The following is a 21,706-nucleotide window of genomic DNA, read 5'->3' on the forward strand; positions in this document are numbered from 1 at the left end:
GCAGAAAGTGAATTTCTGGCCGTATCTGCCCATTCTGCCATGACATCTCGCTTTGGCCGCTGCTACACCCTAGGATGACGATCCAGGGACAAGAGGGCGCGGACCAGAACGATGAACGACAACACCGCGCCGGTCCTGCAGTCGGTCGCTGACGGGATCGCGACCATCACGTTGAACCGTCCCCGGGCGATGAACGCTTTCGACGGCGCGACCGCCCAGGCCATCCTCGACGCCGTGGCCGCCGTCGCCCGCGACCCCGCGGTGCGCGTGGTGGTGTTCGCCGCCGACGGCCCGGCCTTCTCGGCCGGTGGCGACTTCAACTGGGTGCTGACCTGGCCCGGCCTCAGCGCGGCCGAGCGCCAGCAGGGTGCCCGGGTGATGACCGAGGTGGTGCAGGCGATCTATGACCTGCCCAAGCCGACGATCGCGCGGGTGCAGGGCGCCGCGGTGGGCGGCGGCATCGGCGTCATGCTGGCCTGCGACTATGCCGTTGCTGCCGAGGCCGCGCGCTTCGGCCTGACCTCGGTGCGCAACGGCCTGCTGGCAGGCATCGCGATTGCGGTGCTGATCCAGGCGGTGGGGCCGCGCCGCGCGCGGCAGCTGCTAATGCATGGCGGCGTCTTTCCCGCGCGCGAGGCGCTGGCGATCGGGCTGGTCGATCGTGTCGTGGCGCCCGAGCAGCTCGACGCCGAGGTGGCGGCGCTGGCCCGCGAGCTGACCCTGGGCGCGCCCGATGTGCAGGCCCTGATCAAGCGCCTGGTCACATCCATCGACGCGATGCCGGCGGCCGCCGCCGTGGTCGACCTGGTGGCGGACAACGTTGCGGCCCAGTGCGTCACCGACGAAGCGCGCGAGGGCATGTCCGCGTTCCTCGCCAAGCGCAAGCCGCGGTGGGTGCGATGAGAGGTGTCCTGGCGATCGCTCTTGCGGTCGGGTTGCTCGGGACCGGGGCGACGCTTGGTCTTGCGGTCGCGCAAACCGCGCCCAGCCCGGCCGTCGAGGAGTTCGCCGAAAGTGTTGGTGCCGTCGCCTTTGCTGCCGGCCAGATGGTGATCCAGGCACGCGTCTGCGGCGGCGATGAAAAGATCGGCCATGACATCCGCAAGCTGATCGGCGACCGGGTGCGCCAGTGCCTCGCGACGGACTCGCGGCTGAAGGAGATTGCAGAGCAGATGGATGCCGCCTTTGACAGCATGCTGACGAACGCCGCGGTGACGGCCGAGCGCCGCGGCAAGGAAACGGTGTGTGCGCTCTATCGCAGCCCCGATCTGCAGGTCGAGGTGGCCACGGCGCTGCAGATGGGCACCCAGCTCGCCACCGATGCCGGCCGCGAGCGGATCAGCCGCCTGCCATGTCCGGCGAAGGATTGAGGTGATGAAAGCGATCTACGGCGCGCTGGCAGCGCTGGTGGTCACGGGCGCCCAGGCCCAGACCTCCCCGGTTCCCGCCTCCGATCTTGATCCCCTGTCGCTCTTCGGCCAGGACGTATCGAGCGCCGTCGATCGGGCCGTGGATCTCTCGGTCTATGCCAGCCTGTGCGGCACCGGCAACGTGGCCGCCGCCCTGGTGCTGCGCGATGCGGCGACACGCAAGGTCGCCGACTGTTTCAGGGCCGATTCCAAGGCCGCGACATGGGCCGCCGACATCACCACGCATTTCGAGGGCAGGCGCGCCCTGTTGCTGGATCTTGTTAACAAGAACGGCAAGGACGCGGTGTGCGGACGGCTGTACGAGAGCGACGGCAAGACGCTGTCGGCCTATGGCCGGGAGGTCGTGGCCGATGGCGAACGCTACGCGACGTCGGCGGCTTCGGCACCGATTGCCAAGCGGCCGTGTCCGTGACAAGGGTCAGGCAAGATCGAAGTCGGGAAGGGGCGCATGTTCAGCAAGATCCTCATCGCCAACCGTGGTGAAATCGCCTGTCGCGTGATCAAGACGGCGCGGCGGCTGGGCGTGCGCACGGTGGCGGTCTATTCCGACGCCGACCGCGACGCGCGTCATGTCGCGATGGCCGACGAGGCGGTGCATATCGGGCCGTCGCCGGCGCGCGAGAGCTACCTGGTCGCCGACCGGCTGATCGCGGCCGCCCAGGCGACCGGCGCCGAGGGCATCCACCCGGGCTACGGCTTCCTGTCGGAGAACGCCGGCTTCGCCGACGCCTGCGCCGCGGCCGGCATCGTCTTCATCGGCCCGCCGCCGTCGGCGATCCGTGCCATGGGCTCCAAGAGCGAGGCCAAGAAGCTGATGGAAGCGGCCAAGGTGCCGCTGGTGCCGGGCTACCACGGCGATGACCAGTCGCCCGAGCTGCTGGCGCGCGAGGCCGATCGCATCGGCTATCCGGTGCTGATCAAGGCGTCGGCGGGCGGCGGTGGCAAGGGCATGCGCGTGGTCGAGAGCGCCGCCAAGTTCGCCGAGGCGCTGGCCGGCGCCAAGCGCGAGGCCAAGGCCGCCTTCGCCGACGACCATGTGCTGGTCGAGAAGTACCTGACCCGGCCGCGCCATATCGAGGTGCAGGTCTTCGGCGACACCCACGGCCACTGCCTCTACCTCTTCGAGCGCGACTGCTCGATCCAGCGCCGCCACCAGAAGGTGATCGAGGAAGCGCCGGCGCCGGGCATGACCGTCGAGCGGCGCAAGGCGATGGGTGAGGCGGCGGTCGCGGCGGCCCGCGCCATCGGCTATGTCGGCGCCGGCACCGTGGAGTTCATCGCCGACGAGTCGGGCGATTTCTACTTCATGGAGATGAACACCCGCCTGCAGGTCGAGCATCCCGTCACCGAGATGATCACCGGCCAGGATCTGGTGGAGTGGCAGCTGCGGGTGGCGTGCGGTGAGGCGATGCCGCTCACCCAGGACCAGCTCGCCATCGATGGCCATGCCTTCGAGGTGCGGCTCTACGCCGAGGATCCGTCGCGCAACTTCCTGCCGTCGGTGGGCACGCTCAAGCACCTGGCGCTGCCGCGCCGCGGCAGTGGCGCGCGCGTCGATACCGGCGTGCGCCAGGGCGATGCGGTGACGCCATACTACGATCCGATGATCGCCAAGATCATCGTGCACGGCCCCGACCGCGCTGCGGCGCTGCGCCGCCTGCAGCGGGCGCTGGCCGAGACCGAGGTGGTGGGCGTGCGCACCAACACCGCGTTGCTGGCGCGCATCGCGGCGCATCCGGCTTTCGCCGCGGGCGAGGTCGACACTGGTTTCATCGAGCGTCACAAGGCCGTGGTGCTTCCCAAGGCCGAGGCTGCCGATACGCGCGTGCTGGCGCTGGCCACTCTCGCACGCCTGCTGGAGTGGCGCCGCGACGCGGCCGACCGCGCCGCGGCATCCGCCGAGCCGACGTCGCCCTGGCACAGCGTCGACGGCTGGCGGCTCAACGGAGCCGGTCGTGACGAGGTGCGCTGGAAGGATGCCGAGCGCGACGTGCCGGTGATGGTGCACTACCGTCGCGGCGCCGCCGGTTCGGCGGCCGGCGCCTATGCCGTCGACTGCCGCATCGAGATCGGCAATGCCGTCCTGGATGCCGGCGCCACCCTGGCGCGCGACGGCAGCTTCCGCGCCACCCTGGGCGAAGCCGTGACGTCGGCGCGCGTGGTGCGCAACGTCGCCAACGATGGCGGTGTCGACTACGTCGTGTTCGCCGACGGCAGCGTCGGCGGTCGCACCTTGCGGCTGGTCGACCCGCGCGACGTGTCGGCTGCGGAAGCGGCTGGTGCGCCCGGCGGCGGGCTCAAGGCGCCGATGCCGGGCAAGATCATCGACTTCAAGGTCAAAGCCGGCGAAAGCGTGAGCCGCGGCCAGCCGGTGGTCGTGCTGGAAGCGATGAAGATGGAGCACACGCTGGTGGCGCCGTCGGACGGCACGGTCAAGCGCCTGCTCTACGCCCCGGGCGACCAAGTCCCGGACGGCGCCGACCTCGTCGAATTCGAGGCCGCGGAATAAGCCTCCTGGTGAGCTAGACTGTCATCCCGAGCGTAGCGAGGGATCTTCTATGAGTGAGGCAGGGTGTGCCGTTCGTACAAGATCCCTCGCTGCGCTCGGGATGACAGCTGCGACTCACCTTCGGCAGACACCTACGCCGCGCGGTTGCGGAAGTGGCAGGCGGCGCGGTGGCCGGTGGTGACGTCTTCCAGCACCGGCGCGTCCGAGCGGCACTGGTCGGCCACCAGCGGGCAACGGGTGTGGAAGTGGCAACCCGGCGGCGGGGCCAGCGCGCTCGGGATTTCGCCGCGGGCCTTCTGGCCGGCCACGGCGCGGCGGCGGAAGGCATCGGGGATCGCCGCGATCAGCGCGCGCGTGTAGGGGTGGCGCGGATCCTCGAAGATCTCGCGCCAGCCGCCGCTTTCGACGATGCGGCCCAGGTACATCACCGCGACGCGGTCGCTGACGTGCTCGACCACGCCCAGGTCATGCGAGATCATGATGTAGGACAGGCCGAGATCGTCCTTGAGTTCCAGCAGCAGGTTGATGATCTGGGCCCGGATCGAGACGTCGAGCGCCGATACCGGCTCGTCGCACAGCACCAGGCGCGGGCGCAGGATCAGCGCGCGGGCGATGCCGATGCGCTGGCGCTGGCCGCCGGAGAATTCGTGCGGGTAGCGGTCGGCCTGTTCGGGACGCAGGCCGACCTTGGCCATGATGTCGGCGACGCGATGCTCGATCTCGGTCCTGTTGCCGATGCCGTGCAGCCGCAGCGGGTCGGTCAGGGTACGGCGCACGGTCTGGCGCGGGTTGAGCGAGGCGTAGGGATCCTGGAACACCATCTGCACCGTCTGGGCCAGGTGCATGTGGTTGGCCTTGTTGGTGGCGCTGATCTCCTGGTCGGCGATGCGGATGTGGCCACGGGTCGGCGTGACGAGGCCCATGATCGTCATCGCCAGGGTGGATTTGCCGCAGCCCGATTCGCCAACCAGCCCCAGGCACTCGCCGGGATTGACGGTGAGCGCCACGCCGTCGACGGCCTTCAGCACGCGCTTGGGGCCCGAGAAGCCGCCGCCGAGCGGGTAGTGCACGGCAAGGTCGTCGATCGCCAGCAGGGGCGTCTTGTCGGTCTCAGCCATGGTGATGGCACCGGACGAGGCCGTTCTCGGGCAGCGGCGTGGGCTGTGGATCGTCGGACTGGCAGACGCCGGTGGCGCGCTGGCAGCGCGGGCTGAAACGGCAGCCGGTCGGGAAGGCGGTGATCGCCGGCACCACGCCGCTGATCTCCTGCAACCGCTGGCGGCCGTGCACGATGCGCGCGCCCAGGCGGGGCAGCGACGCGATCAGTCCACGGGTGTAGGGATGCTGCGGGCGTTCGAAGATGTCGGCGGCCGCCTGCTGCTCGACGATGCGGCCGGCATACATCACCGCCACGCGGCGGCACATGTTGGCGACCAACCCCAGGTCGTGCGAGATCATCAGGATCGCCGTGCCCTTGGCGGCGCACAGCTCCTGCATCAGATCGACGATTTCGGCCTGCACGGTGACGTCGAGCGCCGTCGTCGGCTCGTCGGCGATCAGCAGGTCGGGACTGCAGGCGAGCGCGATCGCGATCATCACGCGCTGGCGCATGCCGCCCGACAGCTGGTGCGGAAAGTCCTTCACGCGGCGCTCGGGCGACGGCACCTGCACCTGGCGCAGGGCCTCCACGGCGCGGTCGGTAGCCTCGCTCCAGTTGGCACCGGTGTGCAGCACGAACATCTCGGCGATCTGGCGGCCCACCGTCGACAGCGGATTGAGCGCCGTCATCGGCTCCTGGAAGATCATCGCGATGCGCTTGCCGCGCAGCTGCCGCAGCTTGGCCGGCGGCAGGTTGTGGATGTCGCCGCCATCGAGCGTGATGCGCCCGCCGCCCAGCGACAAGGGCGGGCGCAGCAGGCCCATCACCGCCAGCGCCGTGATGCTCTTGCCACAACCGGATTCGCCCACCAACCCCAGCGTCTCGCCCGACGCAATGGAGAAGGAGACGTCCTCGACGGCGCCATAGGACTTGCCGCCCTGGCTGAGCGAGATGCGCAGGTTCTCGACATCCAGCAGCGGCGCGCTCATGACGTGCGCTCGCGCGATTGCGGGTCGAGGATGTCGCGCAGGCCATCACCCAGCAGGTTCAGGCCCAGCACGCTGATGAAGATGGCGAGGCCCGGGAAGATCGACAGCCACGGTGCCGTCGTGATCTGCTCGCGCGCATCCGAGAGCATGCTGCCCCAGCTTGGATAGGGCGGGCGGATGCCCAGCCCAAGGAACGACAGCGCCGCTTCGGCCAGGATCGAGCCGCCGGCGCCCAGGGTTGCGATCACGATCAGCGGCCCCAGGATGTTGGGCAGCAACTGCGTGAACATGATGCGCAGGTCGCTATAGCCCAGGATGCGCGCGGCCTGGATGTAGCCCTGCGATTTCAGCGACAGCACCTGGGCGCGGGCCAGGCGACAGGAATAGGACCAGCTGGTCAGGCCCAGCGCGATCAGCAGGCTGACCAGGCCGGGACCGAGGATTGCCATGATGGCGAGCGCGAAGATCAAGGACGGGATCGCCAGCATCAGGTTGGTGAGGCCGCTCACCAGGTCATCCCACCAGCCGCCCCAGTAGCCGGCGGTCAGGCCCAGGGTGACGCCGATGATGCTGTTGATGCACTGCGCGACCAGGCCGACGGTGAGCGAGATGCGCGCGCCATGCACGACGCGCGAGTAGATGTCACGACCCTGCGCGTCAGTGCCGAACGGATACTCCCAGCTCGGCGGGAGCTCGGCGTTCATCAGGTTGGCGTCGAAGACAGGATCATGCGTGGCGATCACCGGCGCCAGCACGCCGACGATGACCGCGGTCGCGAAGAAGGCGCCGCCGATATAGAGGTTGGCCCGGAACTTCATGACATCACGCGTAGCGGATGCGCGGATCGATCACGGCATAGGCGAGATCGACCAGCGTGTTGATGACGAGGAAGAAGAGCACGATCACCAGGATGCAGCCCTGGACGGCGGGGATGTCGCGCTGGAACACCGAGTCGACCAGCAGCGAGCCCAGGCCGGGCCAGGAGAACAGCTTCTCGACCACGACCGCGGCGCCCATCAGCGAGCCGAACTGCAGGCCGATGGTGGTGATCACCAGCACCAGCGCGTTGCGCATCACGTGCCAGGTGACAACCCGCGTCTCGGCCATGCCCTTGGAGCGGGCGGTGCGCACGAAATCGGCGTTGAGCACGTCGAGCACCGCGGCCCGCGTGGTGCGCGCCAGCAGGGCCATCGGATTGAAGCCCAGCGCCAGCGCCGGCAGGATCAGGTAGCGCGGGCCGCCGTCGCCATAGCCGAAACTGGGCAGCCAGCCCAGCAGCAGGCCGAACAGGTACATCAGCATCAGGCCGAGCCAGAACTGCGGCAGCGACAGGCCCGAGACGGCACCGATCATCGATACCGAATCGACGACACTGCCCGGCTTGAGGGCGGCGATGAACCCCAGCGGCACGCCGACCAGGATGGCGAAGCACATAGCGGCGATCGCCAGCTTCAGCGACGGCCAGAGGCGGTCGGCGATCAGTTTGGTGACAGGTTCGCGGGTGCGGAACGACTTGCCGAGATCGCCGACCAGCGTATGGCCGACGTAGCGGCCAAAACGCTCGAGAAGGGGATCATCCAGCCCCATCTCCTTGCGCATGCGCTCCATCACCTGCGGATCGAGCATGCGGCCGTCTTCGGCGCCGGTCGACGTGAAGCTGCCGGGGATGACGCTGAAGAGGACGAAGATGACGAGGATGACCGCGCCGACTGTCGGGATGATGTTCAACAGTCGGCGCAGGAGGACGGCCAGCATCGAGCGCGACCCGGTGCAGCAGGACTACTTGGCCGGCGACCGCTCGTCGATCCAGACGTCCTCGACGTACTGGTGCGCCAGTTCCGTCGCGTTGGCCTGCAGCCCGTGGATCCACGGCTGGTAGGCCATGACCGCCTTGTTGTAGTTGAAGAACCAGACCGGTGCGGCTTCGAAGAGGAGGTTGTTGGCCTGGCGCAGCAAGTCGTTGCGCTTGGCCGGGTCAACGGCTTGCTTCGCCTCGTCGATCAGTTTGTCGTACGCCGGATCGTTGAAGCTGGTGTAGTTGCAGGCTGTGCGCGGTGTCTTGGAGTAGTAGCACAACAGGGTCGCCAGCGAATCGGGGCCGGTCAGGCTCGAGCCGATGAAGGCCTGGTGCTCGCCTTTCATGGCGACCTCGGTCAGCACCGTGACCTCGACCATCTTGGGCTTCATCTTGATGCCGACCTTGGCCAGCATCGGGATCATCGCCTCGACGATCGGCAAACCCCAGCTTTCGTTGGCACTGGTGCTGATCTCGAACTCGAAGCCATTGGGATAGCCGGCCTCGGCCAGCAGCTTCTTGGCCTTCTCCGGATCGTAGGGGTAGGGCTTCGTCGACTTGTCGAAGGCCGACGACGCCGACGGCAGCCAGCTGGTGGCGCGGTAGGCCTTGTCCTTGACCAGCCGCTTGATGATCAGGTCGGTGTCGACGGCATAGTTGATTGCCTGCCGCACGCGCTTGTCGCTGAACGGTTTGTACGCCGGGTTGAACTGCATGGAGCGGGTGAACATCTCGGCGACTTCGAGGATGCCCTTGGAAAGCTCCGGATCGTTGCGATAGACCACATATTGTGCCGGACCCAGCACCGAGGTGTCGATTTCCTTGGAGCGGAAGGCCAGGTCACGAGCTGCCGCTTCGGGCATCATCAGCAGCACGAAGCGATCGGCATAGGGTTTGCCCGGCTTGTAGAATTTCTCCCAGCGCTCAGCCACGACGCGCGCGCCCGGGATATGCTCGACGAACTTGAATGGCCCCAGGCCGACAGGGTGGCTGGTGAGGCGGCTTTCCTCCTCCTTCGGCAGGATGGCGGTCGTGCCGTGGAACAGGTAGTAGCCCGGCTCGATCTTGTCGGTGAGCGTCATCTCCAGGGTGAAGTCGTCGATCTTGCGCAGGCCGCTGATCGTCTTGGCCTGGTTCTTCTCGACGTCAACGGCACCCTTGATCACCCGGATGTAGCGCGCACCGGGAAAGCCCCGGCTGCCGTCCATGATGCGGGTGTAGGACCAGATGACGTCGTCTGCCGTCATCTTGCGGCCGTTGTGGAAGTAGACATCGTCGCGCAGCTTGTAGACGTAGACGAGGCCATCCTCGGAGATGGCGACGTCTTTGGCCAACTCCAGCACCACCTTGCCCGCCGCTGAATCCCAGCTGTAGAGCGAGCGGTTGAGCGCCTTACCGATGATGTCGTCCTGGGCGCGTGGCGTCGTGTGGATGTCGAGACTGTTCAGACTGGCGGCGTAGGGCGCCGAAAAGCGAATGGTCCCGCCTTTTCGCGGCGTCTGGGCCTCCGCCTGTCCCAGTGCGAAGACCGCCAGCGCGGCCGCCATGCAAGCAAGCTTCCTCATCTGCTCCCTCCGGATGCGCCGTACGTAGTGACAGCTTAGGGCGGACCGTAGCTTGAAACCGAACGACAGCGCAACCGGCGCAAGATGCATGCCAACAGCGAGGGCACCTCAGATGAAGGTCAGCAGGCGGCGAGGGTTGTGCACCAGGATGGCGTCGAGCTCGTCTTCGCTGTAGCCGCGGCGGCGCATCATGGGCACGACGTTGCGGAAGATGTGGCCGTAGCCATGGCCACCGAACACCGACAGCCGTGTGCGGTAGCAGATGTCATGGCTGATCACGACGCGCTCGAGGTGGCCGTGATCGATCAGCGCTCGAATGAGCTTCAGCCGGGTCGCATCGTTGGGCATGTCGATGTCGGAGAGTCCGTAGTAGGCGCTCTCCTGCCCGAACAGGTCGAACTCGAGCGTGACGCCGGTGTCGGCTAGCCGCAGCAGGCGATCGACGTCGAAAACAGTGCGATCGATGTGACTGATGACGACGCGCTCGGTGGGATAGCCCGCAGCCTGGATGAAGTCGGCGACCTCCTGCGGCTGATCCTCATGGCGGCCGGGATGCACGTTGAGCGCCGCGCCGGTTTCCTTCATTGCCAGCAGCGCGGCACGCATCACGCGCTTCTCCAGGTCGGTCCATGGCGCCTGGCAGCCGATCTCGCCGATCATGCCGGCGCGCACGTCGGTACCCCAGGCGCCGACCTGCACCTGGTCGATGATCTCGGCGGCGAAGTCGTGCACCGTGCGCTCGTGGTTGCGCGGGTCCTGGTAGTCATTGACGTAGTAGCCGCAGCCCATCACCAGCTGCACGCCGGTACCTTCGGAGATGCGCTTCAGGCCGGCCGGGTCGGGCGACAGGCCGCCGCAGGTCAGCTCGACGACGGTGTCGCCGCCTTCCTGCTTCATCAGGTCGAGCTCACGGACCGCGACCTCCTCGAGGTCGAGCATGTACTTGCGGCCGGCGCGGGCGATGCCGTGGCCGTAGTTCAGCTGCCAGACATTCTCCAGCGTGATCTCCGGCCCGAGATCGTTTTCGGTGCGGGTGCTGGGCGGGCGGATGTCGCACAGCACGTGCTCATGCATCAGGGTGCGGCCCAGGACCGTGGGATTGACCGGGCCCAGAACCGTCTGCGCCTTGCCGCGCAGGTCATCGCGGGTGAGGCGGGTCATTTTGGACCGCGCGCGTCCACGCGCGCATCGGCGTGCAGCGCCGACCACCCGTAAAGTCGCCCTCCGCTGCTGCTGCGGGCGAGTGCGCGCGTGGACCCTTCGACAAGCTCAGGGCAGGCTGCGCGCGGTCCGAAAGCAGGCATCAAAGGTCCTTCAGCACGTTGCGGTAGGCGCCGCAGAAATCGTCGACGGCGGCGACGAACCCGTCATGGTTGGCATCGGTCAGCACCAGCGACAATGCCATGAAGCCGCGGCGGGCGACGTAGTAGCCGCGCTGCAGCATGTTGAGGTGGAACAGCGCCCGTGCCTCGATCGGCGTCTTCTGGGTGTCGTGCGGCTGCTTCACCGGTGTCGACTGCCAGTGCACCACGACGATCGAGCCGACGCCGGTTGCCTGCAGCGGCACGCCGTGCTTGCGGCCGATCTCATTGAGCCGGCCGCGCAGCCGCTCGCCGTCGTCGTAGAGCTTGTCGGCCGCTTCCGGCGTGAACACCTTGGTGAGCCCGGCGACGCCGGCAGCCATGGTCAGCACGTTGTTGTTGAAGGTACCGGCATGCGGCCAAGCATCGGGCTGCGCCGGATCGTAACGGCGCATCAGGTCGTGCTTGCCGCCGAAGGCGCCGAACGTCATGCCGCCGCCGAGATACTTGCCGAACGTGGTGAGGTCGGGCGTGATGCCGAGCTTCTTCTGCAGACCGCCCGAGGACATGCGCGAGGTCATGACCTCGTCGAAGATCAGTACGATGCCGTGTCGCGTCGCCTCGTCGCGCAGCATCTGGAGATAGGCCATCGTGGCGGGGATTCCGCCACCGGATCCCATCATGGGCTCGATCAGGATGGCGGCGAGCTTGTCGGCGTTGCCGCGGATGATGGCGCGCGTGCCCTCGACGTCATTGATGTGCGCCATGATGAAGGGGAAGGGCGCGTTGATCGGAAAATCGGGGCCGTAATAGAACGTCAGCACGCCACCGTGATAGCCGCCCTCCATCACCATGACATGGCTGCGGCCGGTATGGGCCCGCGCCGTGACCAGTGCCATCAGGTTGGACTCGGTGCCGGAATTGGTGAAGCGCACCAGGTCCAGTGACGGGAAGCGCGCACACATGAGGCGCGCCAGCTCGGCTTCCTCGCGGTTGGGGCCGCCGAACACGATGCCGTCCTGCGAGGCCCGCGCGATCGCATCCATGATCACCGGATGCGAGTGGCCGTAAAGGCCGGCGGTGTACTCGCCGAGAAAGTCGACGTAGCTGTGGCCGTCGATGTCGGTCAGCGTCTGGGCCTGGGCGCGCGCGATCGCCACCGGGAAGGGGCTGTAGTAGAGCACCGAGCGCGTGTTGCCGCCGGGCATCGACTTCGCCGCCTCGTCCTGGCGTGCGCGGCTCTTGGGGTTGGCGGCGACGTAGCGCTCCTCGGTCTCGCGCAGTGCCTCCTGCAGGGAGACGTTGATCCGCGCCTGGACGTTCATGGTTCCCTCCTGTTGGGTATCTTGCGCTGGACTGTGCCACGTTTGGCGCGCCAGTGCGCGTCAACCCACCGCTGCAATCTCCGCATCGCTCAGGCCGACGGCCCGCAGCACGGCCTGCGTATGTTCGCCCAGCGCCGCCGTGAAATCGCGTGCGCGGGTATCCGACGCCGACAACCGGAACGGCGGGTTAGGCACGCCGCACAGGCCGCCTTTGTCGCGTACCATTTCCATAATGCCGCGGTGTTTGGCCTGAGGATCCTCCAGCGCCTCCTTCACGGTGCGGTACGGCGAGCAGGGTACGCTGTGCTTCTCCAGGATCGAAATCAGCTCGTTGATGGGCACCGTGCCCGACCATCCCTCGAAGAGGTCCATGAACTGGCCCCAGTTCTCGCGACGGTCAGAGTATTTCGCAAAGCGTGGATCCTCGAGCCATTCGGGGTGGCCGGCGGCACGGGCGAGGTCGCCGAACGTGCGCTCGCTGGCGGTGGCAATGATGATGTAACCGCCCTTGGCCTTGACCGGGCCGTACATCGGTCGCGACGGCAGCTCGATGGGAAACTGCGCGCGCTGGAACTCCGACATCAGCAGGCCCAGCATGGCGTCGTACATCGCGAGGTCGACCATCTGGCCCACGCCGGTGGCACGCTTTTGGGCCAGTGCCGCCATGATGCCGCCGAAGGCGTAGGCGCCGGCCATGAAATCGGCGACGAAGATGCCGTTGAAATCCGGCTTCTCCCGTTTGTCCTGCTGGTAGGTGAGGTGGGCGAGATCGTAGCCGGTCGCCGCGTGCACCACCGGTGCATAGGCTGGCCGGTCCGCGCCCGGACCGTCCTGGCCATAGCCTGAGATGGCGCAGTAGATGAGGTCCGGCTTCAGGGCCTTAAGTGTCCCATAGTCGATGCCCAGCCGACGCGTCACGCCGGGGCGGTAGTTTTCCACTACGATGTCGGCCGTGGCGGCCAAACGACGGGCAGCATCGCTGGCGGCCGGCTTCTTGAGGTCAAGCACGACGCTCTTCTTGCCGGCATTGAGGTGGGCAAAGAGCGCGCTGGCGCCGTTGCGCAGCGGCGGCCGGCTGCGCATGAGGTCGCCCTCGGGCGACTCGATCTTGATCACGTCGGCGCCGAGATCGGCCATCATCCGCGTGCAATGGGGGCCCGCGATGGTGGTGGTGAAATCGACGACCCGAATCCCGGCAAGTGCATCCGTCATGAGTACTACCGTCCCAGCAAGACAAGAACCACGCCGCCGACCACGAGCACGCTGCCGATCAACTCGCCCACGGTCGGTCGTTCGTGCAGCATGTAACGGCTGGCGATGAAGGTGAATACCAGTTCGATCTGCCCCAGCGCGCGGATGTAGGCGGTGCTCTGCAAGGCGAAACCCATCGCCCAGCAGGCGGAACCCAGCACGCTCAGGACGCCTACCACGGACGACGAGCGCCAGGTGGTGGCCACCTTGACGATCTGCTGCGGCTCGCGCACCAGCAGCCAGGCGCCCATGATCACGGTCTGCAGCGTGTTCATCACCGCCAATGTGAAGATGGCGCGGATCATGAAGTCGCCGCTGGGCAGGTGCAGCGCCCCTTGCCGGATCGACAGGGCAGCCACGCCGAACAGGCTGCCGGCGCCGATGCCGACCAGCGCCGCCTTGTGCGTCCAGCCCAGGGCGATCTCGCGCAGGCTGCGGGTATCGCCCTTCACTGACAGCACGATCACACCGAACAGGCTGACGAGGATGCCGAGCCAGGCCCAGGCGCCCAACGGCTCGCCCAGGATCAGCACCGAAACCAGCGCCAGCTGCACTGTCTCGCTCTTGGAATAAGCGGTGCCGACTGCGAAATTGCGCAGCTCGAAGGCGTAGATCAGCAGCGACGTGGCGATGATCTGGGCGACGCCGCCCAGCGCCGACCAGGCGACGAATGTCCAATCCCAGTCGGGCAGCGACCGGCCGCCCACTGTCACCAGCAGGACCAGCATCAGGATCGATACCGGCGCCCCGTAGAAATAGCGCACGAAATTGGCGCCATTGGTCGTGAGCAGTGCTTTCAATTTTTGTTGCAGGGCAGTGCGCGTGCATTGGAGAAATGCCGCGACCACCGTGATCGGAATCCACAATTCCACGAAAAGCCCCCAGGACTTGCACCTGTCGGTCCGCGCCCAGGGCGAGGTATGACCGCCGTGCCGGCAGGGCTGGACTGTAACGAGGCGAAACGGCAGTGTCATGCTGCTGGGCGCAAGGGAGCCTTGCGGCGTGCGTCAGGTGAGGGGTGTCCATGTTCGAAGTGATTTTCGCCAGCGCCATCAATGCGCTGCCGGTCTTCCTGTTGCACGTGGGCACGGCCCTCGCGATCCTGGTTCTGGGGGTGTTGATCTACATCTGGTTCACCCCGCATCATGAGGCCCGGCTGATCCGTGAGGGCAACGTCGCAGCAGCCTCGTCCTTCGGTGCTGCCGTGGTGGGGCTGGCTCTGCCGCTGGCGATCTGCATGGCGCGCAGCGTCAATGTCGCCGATATCGTGATCTGGGGCGTCGTGGCGCTGGTCGTGCAACTGGCGACGTTTTTCATCATGAACTTCGTCTTCAAGGATCTGTCGCGGCGGATCGAGAGCGGCGACATGGCTGCTGCCGTCGCGCTGGGTTCGACCAAGCTGGGGGTTGCCGCGATCAACGCCGCCGCCATCGCTGGCTGAAACGGATATCCGGGGCCTCGCAACCATGCGCGCCTTCCTGATTTGGCTGGCGATCGTCGGCGTCCTGGCGGCCATCTATGCCGTCATCCCCAACAGTACCCGCGAACAGGGCCGCCGGCCGCTACCGCCGGAGGTCACCAAGCCGCTGCCACCGGAGTGGGCGCGGCCGGGACCGGGGACACCGCCGTCGCCGTCCGGGCCGGGGCCCTCCACGCCATCGCCACAGCCGCCCTCGGCCCCACCAACCGCGGCACCGCAGCCGCCGCTGCGCGGCCAGGATTTCGTGCTGACGGTCAACTCGGATGGGCCACGGTCCGCCGACGGATTGGGTACCGCCTTCGCGCTCGATAGCACCGGTGTCTGGCTCACCGCCGCGCATGTTGTCGACGACTGCAAGGCCGTCTACGTGCTGCGGGGCCGCGACTGGCGGGCCGCCACCGCCGTGCGCATTCACCCCAGCGCCGACATCGCGCTGATTCGTGCCGTCAACACCGGGCCAACCATCACGTTCGCCGCCGCCGGCGCGCCCCGATTGGGCACCGATGCCTATCATGTCGGCTACCCGCAGTCGCGCCCGGCGCAGGTCCATACGCGCTACATCGGTCGCGCCCGCATCGAGCGGCCCGAACGCGGCATGCCGCCCGAGCCCGGGCAGGTCTGGGTCGAGGTGTCGCGCGCGCCCGATTTCGAGGGCTCGCTGGGTGGGCTGAGTGGTGGTCCTGCCTTCGATAGCAGCGGCCGCGTGGTGGGCGTCACGATCTTGGAGTCGTCACGGCGGGGCCGTGTCACGACGGCGCCGGTCGAGCGTATCCGCGACCTTCTGGTCCGCGGCGGCATCGACTCCCAGCCGGGCGCTGGCGTCGCGACGTTCAACCCGACGTCGTTTCAGGCCACCGGCGATTCGCTGCGCGCCGCCGGCACCGTGACGCACGTCTATTGCTCATGGCAAGGCAACACGCGACCGCGGCGACGCTAGCTCCACACGAATGCCAGTCGACTCTGTTATGTTCTCTTTGAGAATACAATAAAAAACAGTGCCGCGGGCACGGACCCTGAGCGATGTAGCCTAGGTGTTCTGCCGTTCGGCGTATTGGCGCCAGCCGGCCTTGATGTGCTCGACCATGGCATCGACGGCGCCGGCGTGATCGTCTTCCTCTGCCCTTTGCAGGAAGAGTTCATGCTCGGCGCTGATTTCGTCATGCCGCTCGGGCCGGCCGCCATCCATGGCGGTGAAGGGGTAGCGCGCCCACAGAACGCGGACGAAATGAAGGGTCTGCGGCCGTTCGGCCATCTCGTAGAGTTTGAAGTGGAACCGGTAGTTGGCCGCCCGGATCGTCGGGAAATAATCCGTGCCGATGAGCCGTACGAAGTTCTTCTGTAGATCCCGCAATTCCTTCAGCTTGCCCGACGTCATCTTGGACAAGGCAATCGACGTCAGTTCGCGCTCGAGCATCACGCGCAACTCGTAGGTCTCGCGCGCTTGGCTGGGGACGAGCTCCGGGACCAGGACGCCCTTGTGCGACAGCCGCCGGATGTAGCCTTCCGCCTCCAGGATCAGCAGCGCTTCGCGGATCGGGGTGATGGACACCCCGATCTCCTCGGCGAGATCGGCCTGCTTCAATCTCTGGCCGCGCGTATAGGTTCCGACGATGATTTTCTCTCGGATGATTTCCGCGACCCGGTCCTGTTTTGATGCGAACGACATCAAGACTCACGCCATCTGCGGATCGGGGTGACTATCGCTCCCACGGTGAACCAAGCACGCCGCCTCCATTGATGCCTCCATAGCATGATCTGCTGCAGGGGAGGAGTTTCATGCCAGCGTCGGCCACGCGACGCGCCGGTCCTGCGCCTGCTCGATGGCGTAGGCGAGCTGGATCACGCCGAGATCATCGAAGCGGCGCCCCACCAACTGCAGTCCCACCGGCAGGCCACCGGCAGTGAGGCCGCAGGGCAAGGTGAGGGCCGGCTGTTCCGTGAGGTTGAACAGAAACGTATTGCAGAACGGGGCGAAGAGCGCGTTCGGGTCGGGTGCGGGTTGCTCGGCGGCGAATGCCGGTACGGGCGTGGTGGGCAGTATGAGAAAATCGAAAGTACCGATCATGGCGAGCGCCCGGGCGCGCAACTGCAAGGTACCCAGATAATGGCGGAAATGGTCGAGCGCCGTGTAGCGGCGCGCGGGATCGGCCCATTGGGTGATGATGTCGGCAGCATCGCGACTCTCTGGCGGCAGTGACTCGAGCTCGTTGAGCGGCCTCAGGCGATAGAAATCCTCGGCCACACGCTCATCGCCGGGCTTGAAGGGTGACAGGACCTCCTCGATCTCACAGCCGATCGCCGACAAGACCGCAAGGGACCGCTTGACGATCGTGACGGTCTCTTCGTCGGGCGCGGTGCCGAACCCCATCGTCGAGAGGAACCCCACGCGGCGTCCCTTGAACGACCGCTCGAGCGCCTGTTCGTAGTCGATCGGCTGATGGGCGAGGGCCGAGAAGTCCCGGTCGTCCGGTGCCGCCATCACGCTCATCAGCCGCGCCATGTCGGCGACGTTGCGCGCCATCGGCCCACTGACGGCCGCAGGGCTTGTCTGGGGGAAATGCGGCACGCGGCCAAAGCTCGGCTTCAGCCCGGTCAGGCCGCAAAACGAGGCCGGTACGCGAACCGAACCCAGGATGTCGGTGCCCGGGGCAACCGGCACGATACCGGCCGCCAATGCGGCGCCGGTGCCGGCGCTGGAGCCGCCGCTGGTGCGCGACAGGTCCCATGGGTTGCGCACCGGCCCGAACATGGAGCTATAGCCTGAGCTCAGCATGCCGAAGTCGCACATGATGGTTTTGCCAAGCAGCACGGCGCCGTTCTCGCGCAGGCGGGCAACGCACGGACTGTCGGTGTCCGGTGCCTTGGCGTGGCCCTTGAGCGCGATCGACCCGCGGTAGCCGGGAACGCCACGCCACTGCAGACCATCCTTGATCACGGTCGGCACGCCGTCGAGCCGGCCGCGCGGATCCTGCTGACGCCAGCGCGCCTCCGACGCCTTCGCGTTGGCCAGGGCGCCGTCGCGGTCGACATGGAATATCGCGTTGATCTTCGGATTGATCGTTTCCACCGCCGCCAGCGCCGCGTTCGTCACATCGACCGGCGACAACGTGCCCGAGCGGTAGGCCGCCAGCATCGCCGTCGTGTCCAGCGATTGCAGTTCGGCAAAGGTCAGGTTGGGCATGGATGATATCTCGGCATGGTTCAGCGGTTTTCAGATCGGGTTGAGCGTGACCAGCCGCTCTTCGGTCATGTCGCGGATAGCGTAACGCGGACCCTCATGGCCGAAGCCGCTCGCCTTGACGCCACCATAGGGCATCAGATCGACCCGGCTGCTGGATGTGTCGTTGATGTGGACACTACCCATGCGCAAGCGGCGGATCGACATGAGGGCCCGCGTCACGTCGTTGGTGAAGAGGCCGACCGACAGCCCGAACGGCGTGGCGTTGGCAAGCGCATACGCCTCTTCGTCGTCGGTGAAGGGAATCAGCGAAATGACCGGCGCGAAGATCTCCTCGCAGACGACGCGCATTTCGGGCCGCACATTGCGCAGGATCGTCGGCTGAAGCACGGCGCCGTCGCGCTGGCCGCCGACCACCACCTGGGCGCCGTCGGCAACCGCTGTCTTGATCCAGGTCTCGGCGCGGATGGCTTCCTTTTCGTGGATCATGGGGCCAACGACGGTGTCGGGATCACGCGGATCGCCGACCTTCAGGGCGCGGGTCCGTGCGGCCAGCAGGTCGGCAAACGCGTCCAGGGCGCTCGCATGCACGAGGATGCGCTGGATGGAGGTGCAGACCTGGCCGGCCTTGCGGAACGAGGCCGCCACGCACTTGTCCGCCGCGGGTGCCAAAGTTGCATCATGGCAAACGATGGTCGAAGAGATGCTGCCCAGTTCGAGTTGCGTGCGGCGCAGCCCGGCATGCTGCTGGATGATGCGACCGACCCGCGTGGAGCCGGTGAAGGTGTAGTACTCGATACGCTGGTCTTCCAGGAGCTGCTGGCCGACGTCGTCGCCGCCGCCCTGAATCAGATTGAGGAAACCGGCGGGCAGACCGGCCTCGGCCAGTACCTCGCAGACTGCGATGGCAGTGAGCGGCGTGTAGGCGGAAGGCTTGAGTACGACGGTGTTGCCGGCCGCCAGTGCTGGCCCGATCTTGTGCAATACCGTGTTCAGCGGCGCATTGAACGGCGTGATGGCGCACACGACGCCCAACGGCATGCGGATGGTGAAGGCAAGGCGCTCATCACGCTGTTGGGGTGCTCCCTGGATGGGGACCAGTTCGCCGACGATGCGCTTGGCCTCCTCGGCCGACAGAGCGAATGTTTGCAGCGAGCGGGTGAACTCGTTGCGGCAGTCGCTGAGGGTAAAACCGGTTTCGGCGCGCATGGTGGCGACCACCGCGTCGCGCCGTTGTTCCATCAGGTGGGCCGCCCGGGAGAGGATCTCATAGCGGCGGTAGGGCGTAAGTGACTCGCGGGCAAAAGCGGCTGCTGCGGCACCGACGGCCTCGCGGGTCAGCGCGGCGTCGGCAAGCCCCACCTCGCGGATGACGTCACCCGTGAACTTGTCGTGCACGGCGAACGTCCTGGCGGTCTCGACCCAGGTACCATCGATGAAGTTTCCACTTGTCGACATGCCGTCCTCACGCCCCGAACACGAAACGAAACGCCGATCCGTGGCTCACGACGCGGCCGACGGTGGGGCTGGGGAAATGCGCCGCCAAGACGTCGATGTTGGTATCGGCGCAGCGTTGCAGCAGGCCCAGCCGGCTCGCGTAGGCCCGCTCGAGATCGAAGTCGCCGGTGCTCGCCAGGCCCGGCTCCGCGCATTGGATGGCGTGATGCAGGATGTCACCGCACAGGCAGGCGTGAGCGCCGCTGGCGCGGACATGCACGTTCATGCTGCCTGGCGTGTGGCCGGCGGCATTTTCCAAGGAGACATGGCGGGCGAGTTCGCCCTCGAGGGCTTTATCCGGGTCCACCAGTTCGACCAATCCACGCTCGATGACCGGCAGGACGCTGTCCTGGTAGGCGCCGCGCGCGACGGGAAGCGTCGGGTTGGCGCGGTGCAGCCCTTCGAAGTGCGCCAGTTCCGCGCGCGAGATGATGTAGCGGGCGTTGGGGAACGTCGGCACCCATTGGCCATTCACCAGGCGCGTGTTCCATCCGACGTGGTCGGCATGGAGGTGGGTGCACATGACCACGTCAATGTCTTCCGGTTGAAGCCCGATGGCCGACAGCCGCTCGAGATAGGGCTGGTCGAGCATGTGCCAGGCGGGCATCGAGGCGCGCGGCTTGTGATTGCCGATGCAGGTGTCGACGAGGATGTTGAGCGCCGGTGTACGCACGACGAAGCTGTGATGGCTGACGAACAGCCGGTCGCCGTCGGGCTCGACGAGGCCATCGCCCAGCCAGTCGCGGTTGGCAGCGACGATCTCCGGCGTCGCGTTCGTGAACAGCAGATCGAGGGTCACGGGTAGCCGGTCGATCTCAACCACCCTGTGGATTTCGACATCCCCGAGCTTCAGCACATTCAAGACAGTTCTCCTCTGTGGTGGCCGCAACAGTGCGCACCGCCAGTATCAGTGTCCGTGATTGATTGTAATTTTATATAATATATTTTACCTGTCTATTGTCAAAATTAGAATTAAATCCGAAAAATGCTAATTGACATGTGATATTGCACATCGATAGTTTCAGGTAAAATATATGTCAAAGATCGCGAAGGAGGGCACGCGATGGATCTTCGGTTTGGGAATTTCGGCTTCAGGGCGATGCGATCCCTGCTGGCGGTGTCGCTAACCGGCGCGGGGCTGGCGCTGGCCACGGCTCCCGCTGTGGCGCAGGAAGAGTTGAAGATCGGCGCGATCGCTGCCTTGTCGGGCGGCGGCACGGCGTGGGGCTTGGGCCTTCAGCGCGGCGTACAACTCGCCCTTGACGAGGCCAACGAGGCAGGCGGGCTCAAGATCGGCGGCAAGACCTACAAGCTGAAGCTGGTGGTCTTCGACGACCAGTACAACGCGGCGCAGGCGAAAGTGGTCGCCGACCGGCTGGTGACCCAGGAGAAGGCGGGCTTCATCTTCGGCCCGGTCGGCTCGCCCGGCGCACTCGGCTCGTTGCCCGTCACGCAGCCCGCCAAGGTGTTGCAGTTCGTCGAAGGCTACGCGCCCGCCATTCTCAAGAACGAGTGGAATGCGGCGTATGTCTTCCGCATCAGCAACAGCAATCGGGAGTTCGCGGAACCGATCGTGAAGTGGGTCAAGGCCAAGATGCCGACCGTCAAGAAGATCGGCATGATCGCCCCCAATGATGCGACGGGGCAGGCGGCGGTCCCGATCCTCGTCGAGGCCTACAAGAAGCAAGGCTACGAGGTCTGGGTGGACTACTACGAGCGCGGCTCGAAGGAATTCACGCCGCTGCTGGTGCGCATGCTGGCGCAGAACGTCGACCTGTTCGAACTCAACAGCAATGCGCCGGGAGAAGCCGGACTGCTCCTGAAGCAGGCGCGCCAGGTCGGGTTCAAGGGACCCATCCTGCAGTCGGGTGGCTCGGGCGTGGACGAGATCATCGAGGTTGCCGGGCCGCTTGCCGAAGGCTTCCTGAAGTACGACGTGATCGACAACAGCCTGCCGGCCGTGAGCACGCTGTTGAAGGCGTACAACAAGAAGTACAGCGGGGTCTTCAACGGGACGTCGCCGATCTACTACAACGCGGCGCACATCCTGCTGGAAGCGATCCGCCGCGCCGACTCCTTGGACACCACCAAGGTACGCGACGAGCTCGAGAAGCTGGGCGGCTACAATGCGCCGATCTTCGGCAGGGTGATCTGGACCGGCAAGCAGGAGTACGGCAACGACCACCAGCTGTTCCACGCCTTCATCATCAAGGAAGTGAAGCAGGGCAAGGGCGTCGTCAGGGACGTGGTCTCAAGCCCGTAAATCGCGCCTTAAGGCGATGAGGAC

At 66.4% G+C, this 21,706-nt stretch carries 20 protein-coding genes; 7 read left to right on the plus strand and 13 right to left on the minus strand.

Translation table 11 applies throughout. The features are described from left to right. Positions 1 to 111 precede the first annotated feature (111 nt). From FQU96_RS35685 to FQU96_RS35700, 4 genes are read left to right on the plus strand one after another with little or no spacing between them, the layout of a single operon-like run. Entirely contained in the window at positions 112 to 903 is a 792-nt protein-coding gene (locus FQU96_RS35685; RefSeq protein ID WP_146546185.1) for an enoyl-CoA hydratase/isomerase family protein, read from the plus strand. Then, positions 900 to 1,370, plus strand: a complete 471-nt coding sequence (locus FQU96_RS35690; protein WP_146546186.1) for a hypothetical protein — start codon at positions 900 to 902, stop codon at positions 1,368 to 1,370. Before FQU96_RS35685 ends, FQU96_RS35690 begins: the two co-directional genes overlap by 4 nt. A 4-nt stretch (positions 1,371 to 1,374) precedes the next feature. After that, positions 1,375 to 1,842: a hypothetical protein gene (locus tag FQU96_RS35695; protein WP_146546187.1), complete on the plus strand. Its 468-nt coding sequence runs from the start codon at positions 1,375 to 1,377 to the stop codon at positions 1,840 to 1,842. 36 nt (positions 1,843 to 1,878) lie between these two features. Beyond that, a complete protein-coding gene (locus FQU96_RS35700) occupies positions 1,879 to 3,939 on the plus strand; it encodes an acetyl/propionyl/methylcrotonyl-CoA carboxylase subunit alpha (protein ID WP_146546188.1) in 2,061 nt (686 codons plus the stop codon). Between the two features lie 131 nt (positions 3,940 to 4,070). Here the strand turns inward: FQU96_RS35700 and FQU96_RS35705 are convergent, their stop codons facing one another. From FQU96_RS35705 to FQU96_RS35745, 9 genes are all read right to left on the minus strand, one after another. Continuing rightward, positions 4,071 to 5,057: an ABC transporter ATP-binding protein gene (locus FQU96_RS35705; RefSeq protein ID WP_146546189.1), complete on the minus strand. Its 987-nt coding sequence runs from the start codon at positions 5,055 to 5,057 to the stop codon at positions 4,071 to 4,073. Then, on the minus strand, positions 5,050 to 6,027 hold the full coding sequence (locus FQU96_RS35710) for an ABC transporter ATP-binding protein (RefSeq protein WP_146546190.1): 978 nt from the start codon (positions 6,025 to 6,027) through the stop codon (positions 5,050 to 5,052). Before FQU96_RS35710 ends, FQU96_RS35705 begins: the two co-directional genes overlap by 8 nt. After that, entirely contained in the window at positions 6,024 to 6,845 is an 822-nt protein-coding gene (locus FQU96_RS35715) for an ABC transporter permease (protein WP_146546191.1), read from the minus strand. Before FQU96_RS35715 ends, FQU96_RS35710 begins: the two co-directional genes overlap by 4 nt. A gap of 4 nt (positions 6,846 to 6,849) precedes the next feature. Beyond that, on the minus strand, positions 6,850 to 7,782 hold the full coding sequence (locus tag FQU96_RS35720; protein WP_146546192.1) for an ABC transporter permease: 933 nt from the start codon (positions 7,780 to 7,782) through the stop codon (positions 6,850 to 6,852). A 24-nt stretch (positions 7,783 to 7,806) separates the two neighbouring features. Continuing rightward, on the minus strand, positions 7,807 to 9,387 hold the full coding sequence (locus FQU96_RS35725) for an ABC transporter substrate-binding protein (RefSeq protein ID WP_146546193.1): 1,581 nt from the start codon (positions 9,385 to 9,387) through the stop codon (positions 7,807 to 7,809). A 108-nt stretch (positions 9,388 to 9,495) separates the two neighbouring features. Next, the gene (locus FQU96_RS35730; protein WP_146546194.1) at positions 9,496 to 10,548 is read right to left on the minus strand and encodes a phosphotriesterase; all 1,053 of its coding nucleotides are present in this window, start codon (positions 10,546 to 10,548) and stop codon (positions 9,496 to 9,498) included. A gap of 142 nt (positions 10,549 to 10,690) precedes the next feature. Next, a complete protein-coding gene (locus FQU96_RS35735) occupies positions 10,691 to 12,013 on the minus strand; it encodes an aspartate aminotransferase family protein (protein ID WP_146546195.1) in 1,323 nt (440 codons plus the stop codon). A 60-nt stretch (positions 12,014 to 12,073) separates the two neighbouring features. Next, complete coding sequence (locus tag FQU96_RS35740; RefSeq protein WP_146546196.1) at positions 12,074 to 13,225, minus strand: CaiB/BaiF CoA-transferase family protein; 1,152 nt, start codon at positions 13,223 to 13,225, stop codon at positions 12,074 to 12,076. 5 nt (positions 13,226 to 13,230) lie between these two features. Next, positions 13,231 to 14,136, minus strand: a complete 906-nt coding sequence (locus FQU96_RS35745; protein ID WP_178130968.1) for an EamA family transporter — start codon at positions 14,134 to 14,136, stop codon at positions 13,231 to 13,233. Between the two features lie 152 nt (positions 14,137 to 14,288). Here FQU96_RS35745 and FQU96_RS35750 point away from each other — a divergent pair, with 152 nt between their 5' ends. Together FQU96_RS35750 and FQU96_RS35755 are read left to right on the plus strand one after the other, a co-directional pair. Continuing rightward, a complete protein-coding gene (locus FQU96_RS35750; protein WP_146546198.1) occupies positions 14,289 to 14,705 on the plus strand; it encodes a DUF350 domain-containing protein in 417 nt (138 codons plus the stop codon). Positions 14,706 to 14,730: 25 nt separating this feature from the next. Beyond that, on the plus strand, positions 14,731 to 15,681 hold the full coding sequence (locus FQU96_RS35755) for a serine protease (RefSeq protein ID WP_146546199.1): 951 nt from the start codon (positions 14,731 to 14,733) through the stop codon (positions 15,679 to 15,681). A 90-nt stretch (positions 15,682 to 15,771) separates the two neighbouring features. Here FQU96_RS35755 and FQU96_RS35760 read toward each other — a convergent pair whose 3' ends face one another. The 4 genes from FQU96_RS35760 to FQU96_RS35775 all read right to left on the minus strand — a co-directional run bounded on the left by FQU96_RS35760 (position 15,772) and on the right by FQU96_RS35775 (position 20,275). Next, entirely contained in the window at positions 15,772 to 16,410 is a 639-nt protein-coding gene (locus FQU96_RS35760) for a GntR family transcriptional regulator (protein ID WP_146546200.1), read from the minus strand. Between the two features lie 108 nt (positions 16,411 to 16,518). Next, a complete protein-coding gene (locus FQU96_RS35765) occupies positions 16,519 to 17,925 on the minus strand; it encodes an amidase family protein (protein WP_146546201.1) in 1,407 nt (468 codons plus the stop codon). Positions 17,926 to 17,955: 30 nt separating this feature from the next. Continuing rightward, entirely contained in the window at positions 17,956 to 19,380 is a 1,425-nt protein-coding gene (locus tag FQU96_RS35770) for an aldehyde dehydrogenase family protein (protein ID WP_146546202.1), read from the minus strand. A 7-nt stretch (positions 19,381 to 19,387) separates the two neighbouring features. Continuing rightward, complete coding sequence (locus FQU96_RS35775; protein ID WP_255468761.1) at positions 19,388 to 20,275, minus strand: MBL fold metallo-hydrolase; 888 nt, start codon at positions 20,273 to 20,275, stop codon at positions 19,388 to 19,390. Positions 20,276 to 20,482: 207 nt separating this feature from the next. Here FQU96_RS35775 and FQU96_RS35780 point away from each other — a divergent pair, with 207 nt between their 5' ends. After that, positions 20,483 to 21,682, plus strand: coding sequence for an ABC transporter substrate-binding protein (locus tag FQU96_RS35780; protein WP_146546204.1), 1,200 nt, complete (start codon positions 20,483 to 20,485; stop codon positions 21,680 to 21,682). The last annotated feature ends 24 nt before the right edge of the window (positions 21,683 to 21,706 follow it).

The organism is Reyranella sp. CPCC 100927 (assembly GCF_007859315.1).
Classification (GTDB): domain Bacteria; phylum Pseudomonadota; class Alphaproteobacteria; order Reyranellales; family Reyranellaceae; genus Vineibacter.

Bases quoted from the DNA above. Each gene is read 5' to 3' on its own strand.
- FQU96_RS35685 (WP_146546185.1), top strand. From the start codon at position 112: ATGAACGACAACACCGCGCCGGTCCTGCAGTCGGTCGCTGACGGGATC.
- FQU96_RS35690 (WP_146546186.1), top strand. From the start codon at position 900: ATGAGAGGTGTCCTGGCGATCGCTCTTGCGGTCGGGTTGCTCGGGACC.
- FQU96_RS35695 (WP_146546187.1), top strand. From the start codon at position 1,375: ATGAAAGCGATCTACGGCGCGCTGGCAGCGCTGGTGGTCACGGGCGCC.
- FQU96_RS35700 (WP_146546188.1), top strand. From the start codon at position 1,879: ATGTTCAGCAAGATCCTCATCGCCAACCGTGGTGAAATCGCCTGTCGC.
- FQU96_RS35705 (WP_146546189.1), bottom strand. From the start codon at position 5,057: ATGGCTGAGACCGACAAGACGCCCCTGCTGGCGATCGACGACCTTGCC.
- FQU96_RS35710 (WP_146546190.1), bottom strand. From the start codon at position 6,027: ATGAGCGCGCCGCTGCTGGATGTCGAGAACCTGCGCATCTCGCTCAGC.
- FQU96_RS35715 (WP_146546191.1), bottom strand. From the start codon at position 6,845: ATGAAGTTCCGGGCCAACCTCTATATCGGCGGCGCCTTCTTCGCGACC.
- FQU96_RS35720 (WP_146546192.1), bottom strand. From the start codon at position 7,782: ATGCTGGCCGTCCTCCTGCGCCGACTGTTGAACATCATCCCGACAGTC.
- FQU96_RS35725 (WP_146546193.1), bottom strand. From the start codon at position 9,387: ATGAGGAAGCTTGCTTGCATGGCGGCCGCGCTGGCGGTCTTCGCACTG.
- FQU96_RS35730 (WP_146546194.1), bottom strand. From the start codon at position 10,548: ATGACCCGCCTCACCCGCGATGACCTGCGCGGCAAGGCGCAGACGGTT.
- FQU96_RS35735 (WP_146546195.1), bottom strand. From the start codon at position 12,013: ATGAACGTCCAGGCGCGGATCAACGTCTCCCTGCAGGAGGCACTGCGC.
- FQU96_RS35740 (WP_146546196.1), bottom strand. From the start codon at position 13,225: ATGACGGATGCACTTGCCGGGATTCGGGTCGTCGATTTCACCACCACC.
- FQU96_RS35750 (WP_146546198.1), top strand. From the start codon at position 14,289: ATGTTCGAAGTGATTTTCGCCAGCGCCATCAATGCGCTGCCGGTCTTC.
- FQU96_RS35755 (WP_146546199.1), top strand. From the start codon at position 14,731: ATGCGCGCCTTCCTGATTTGGCTGGCGATCGTCGGCGTCCTGGCGGCC.
- FQU96_RS35760 (WP_146546200.1), bottom strand. From the start codon at position 16,410: ATGTCGTTCGCATCAAAACAGGACCGGGTCGCGGAAATCATCCGAGAG.
- FQU96_RS35765 (WP_146546201.1), bottom strand. From the start codon at position 17,925: ATGCCCAACCTGACCTTTGCCGAACTGCAATCGCTGGACACGACGGCG.
- FQU96_RS35770 (WP_146546202.1), bottom strand. From the start codon at position 19,380: ATGTCGACAAGTGGAAACTTCATCGATGGTACCTGGGTCGAGACCGCC.
- FQU96_RS35780 (WP_146546204.1), top strand. From the start codon at position 20,483: ATGGATCTTCGGTTTGGGAATTTCGGCTTCAGGGCGATGCGATCCCTG.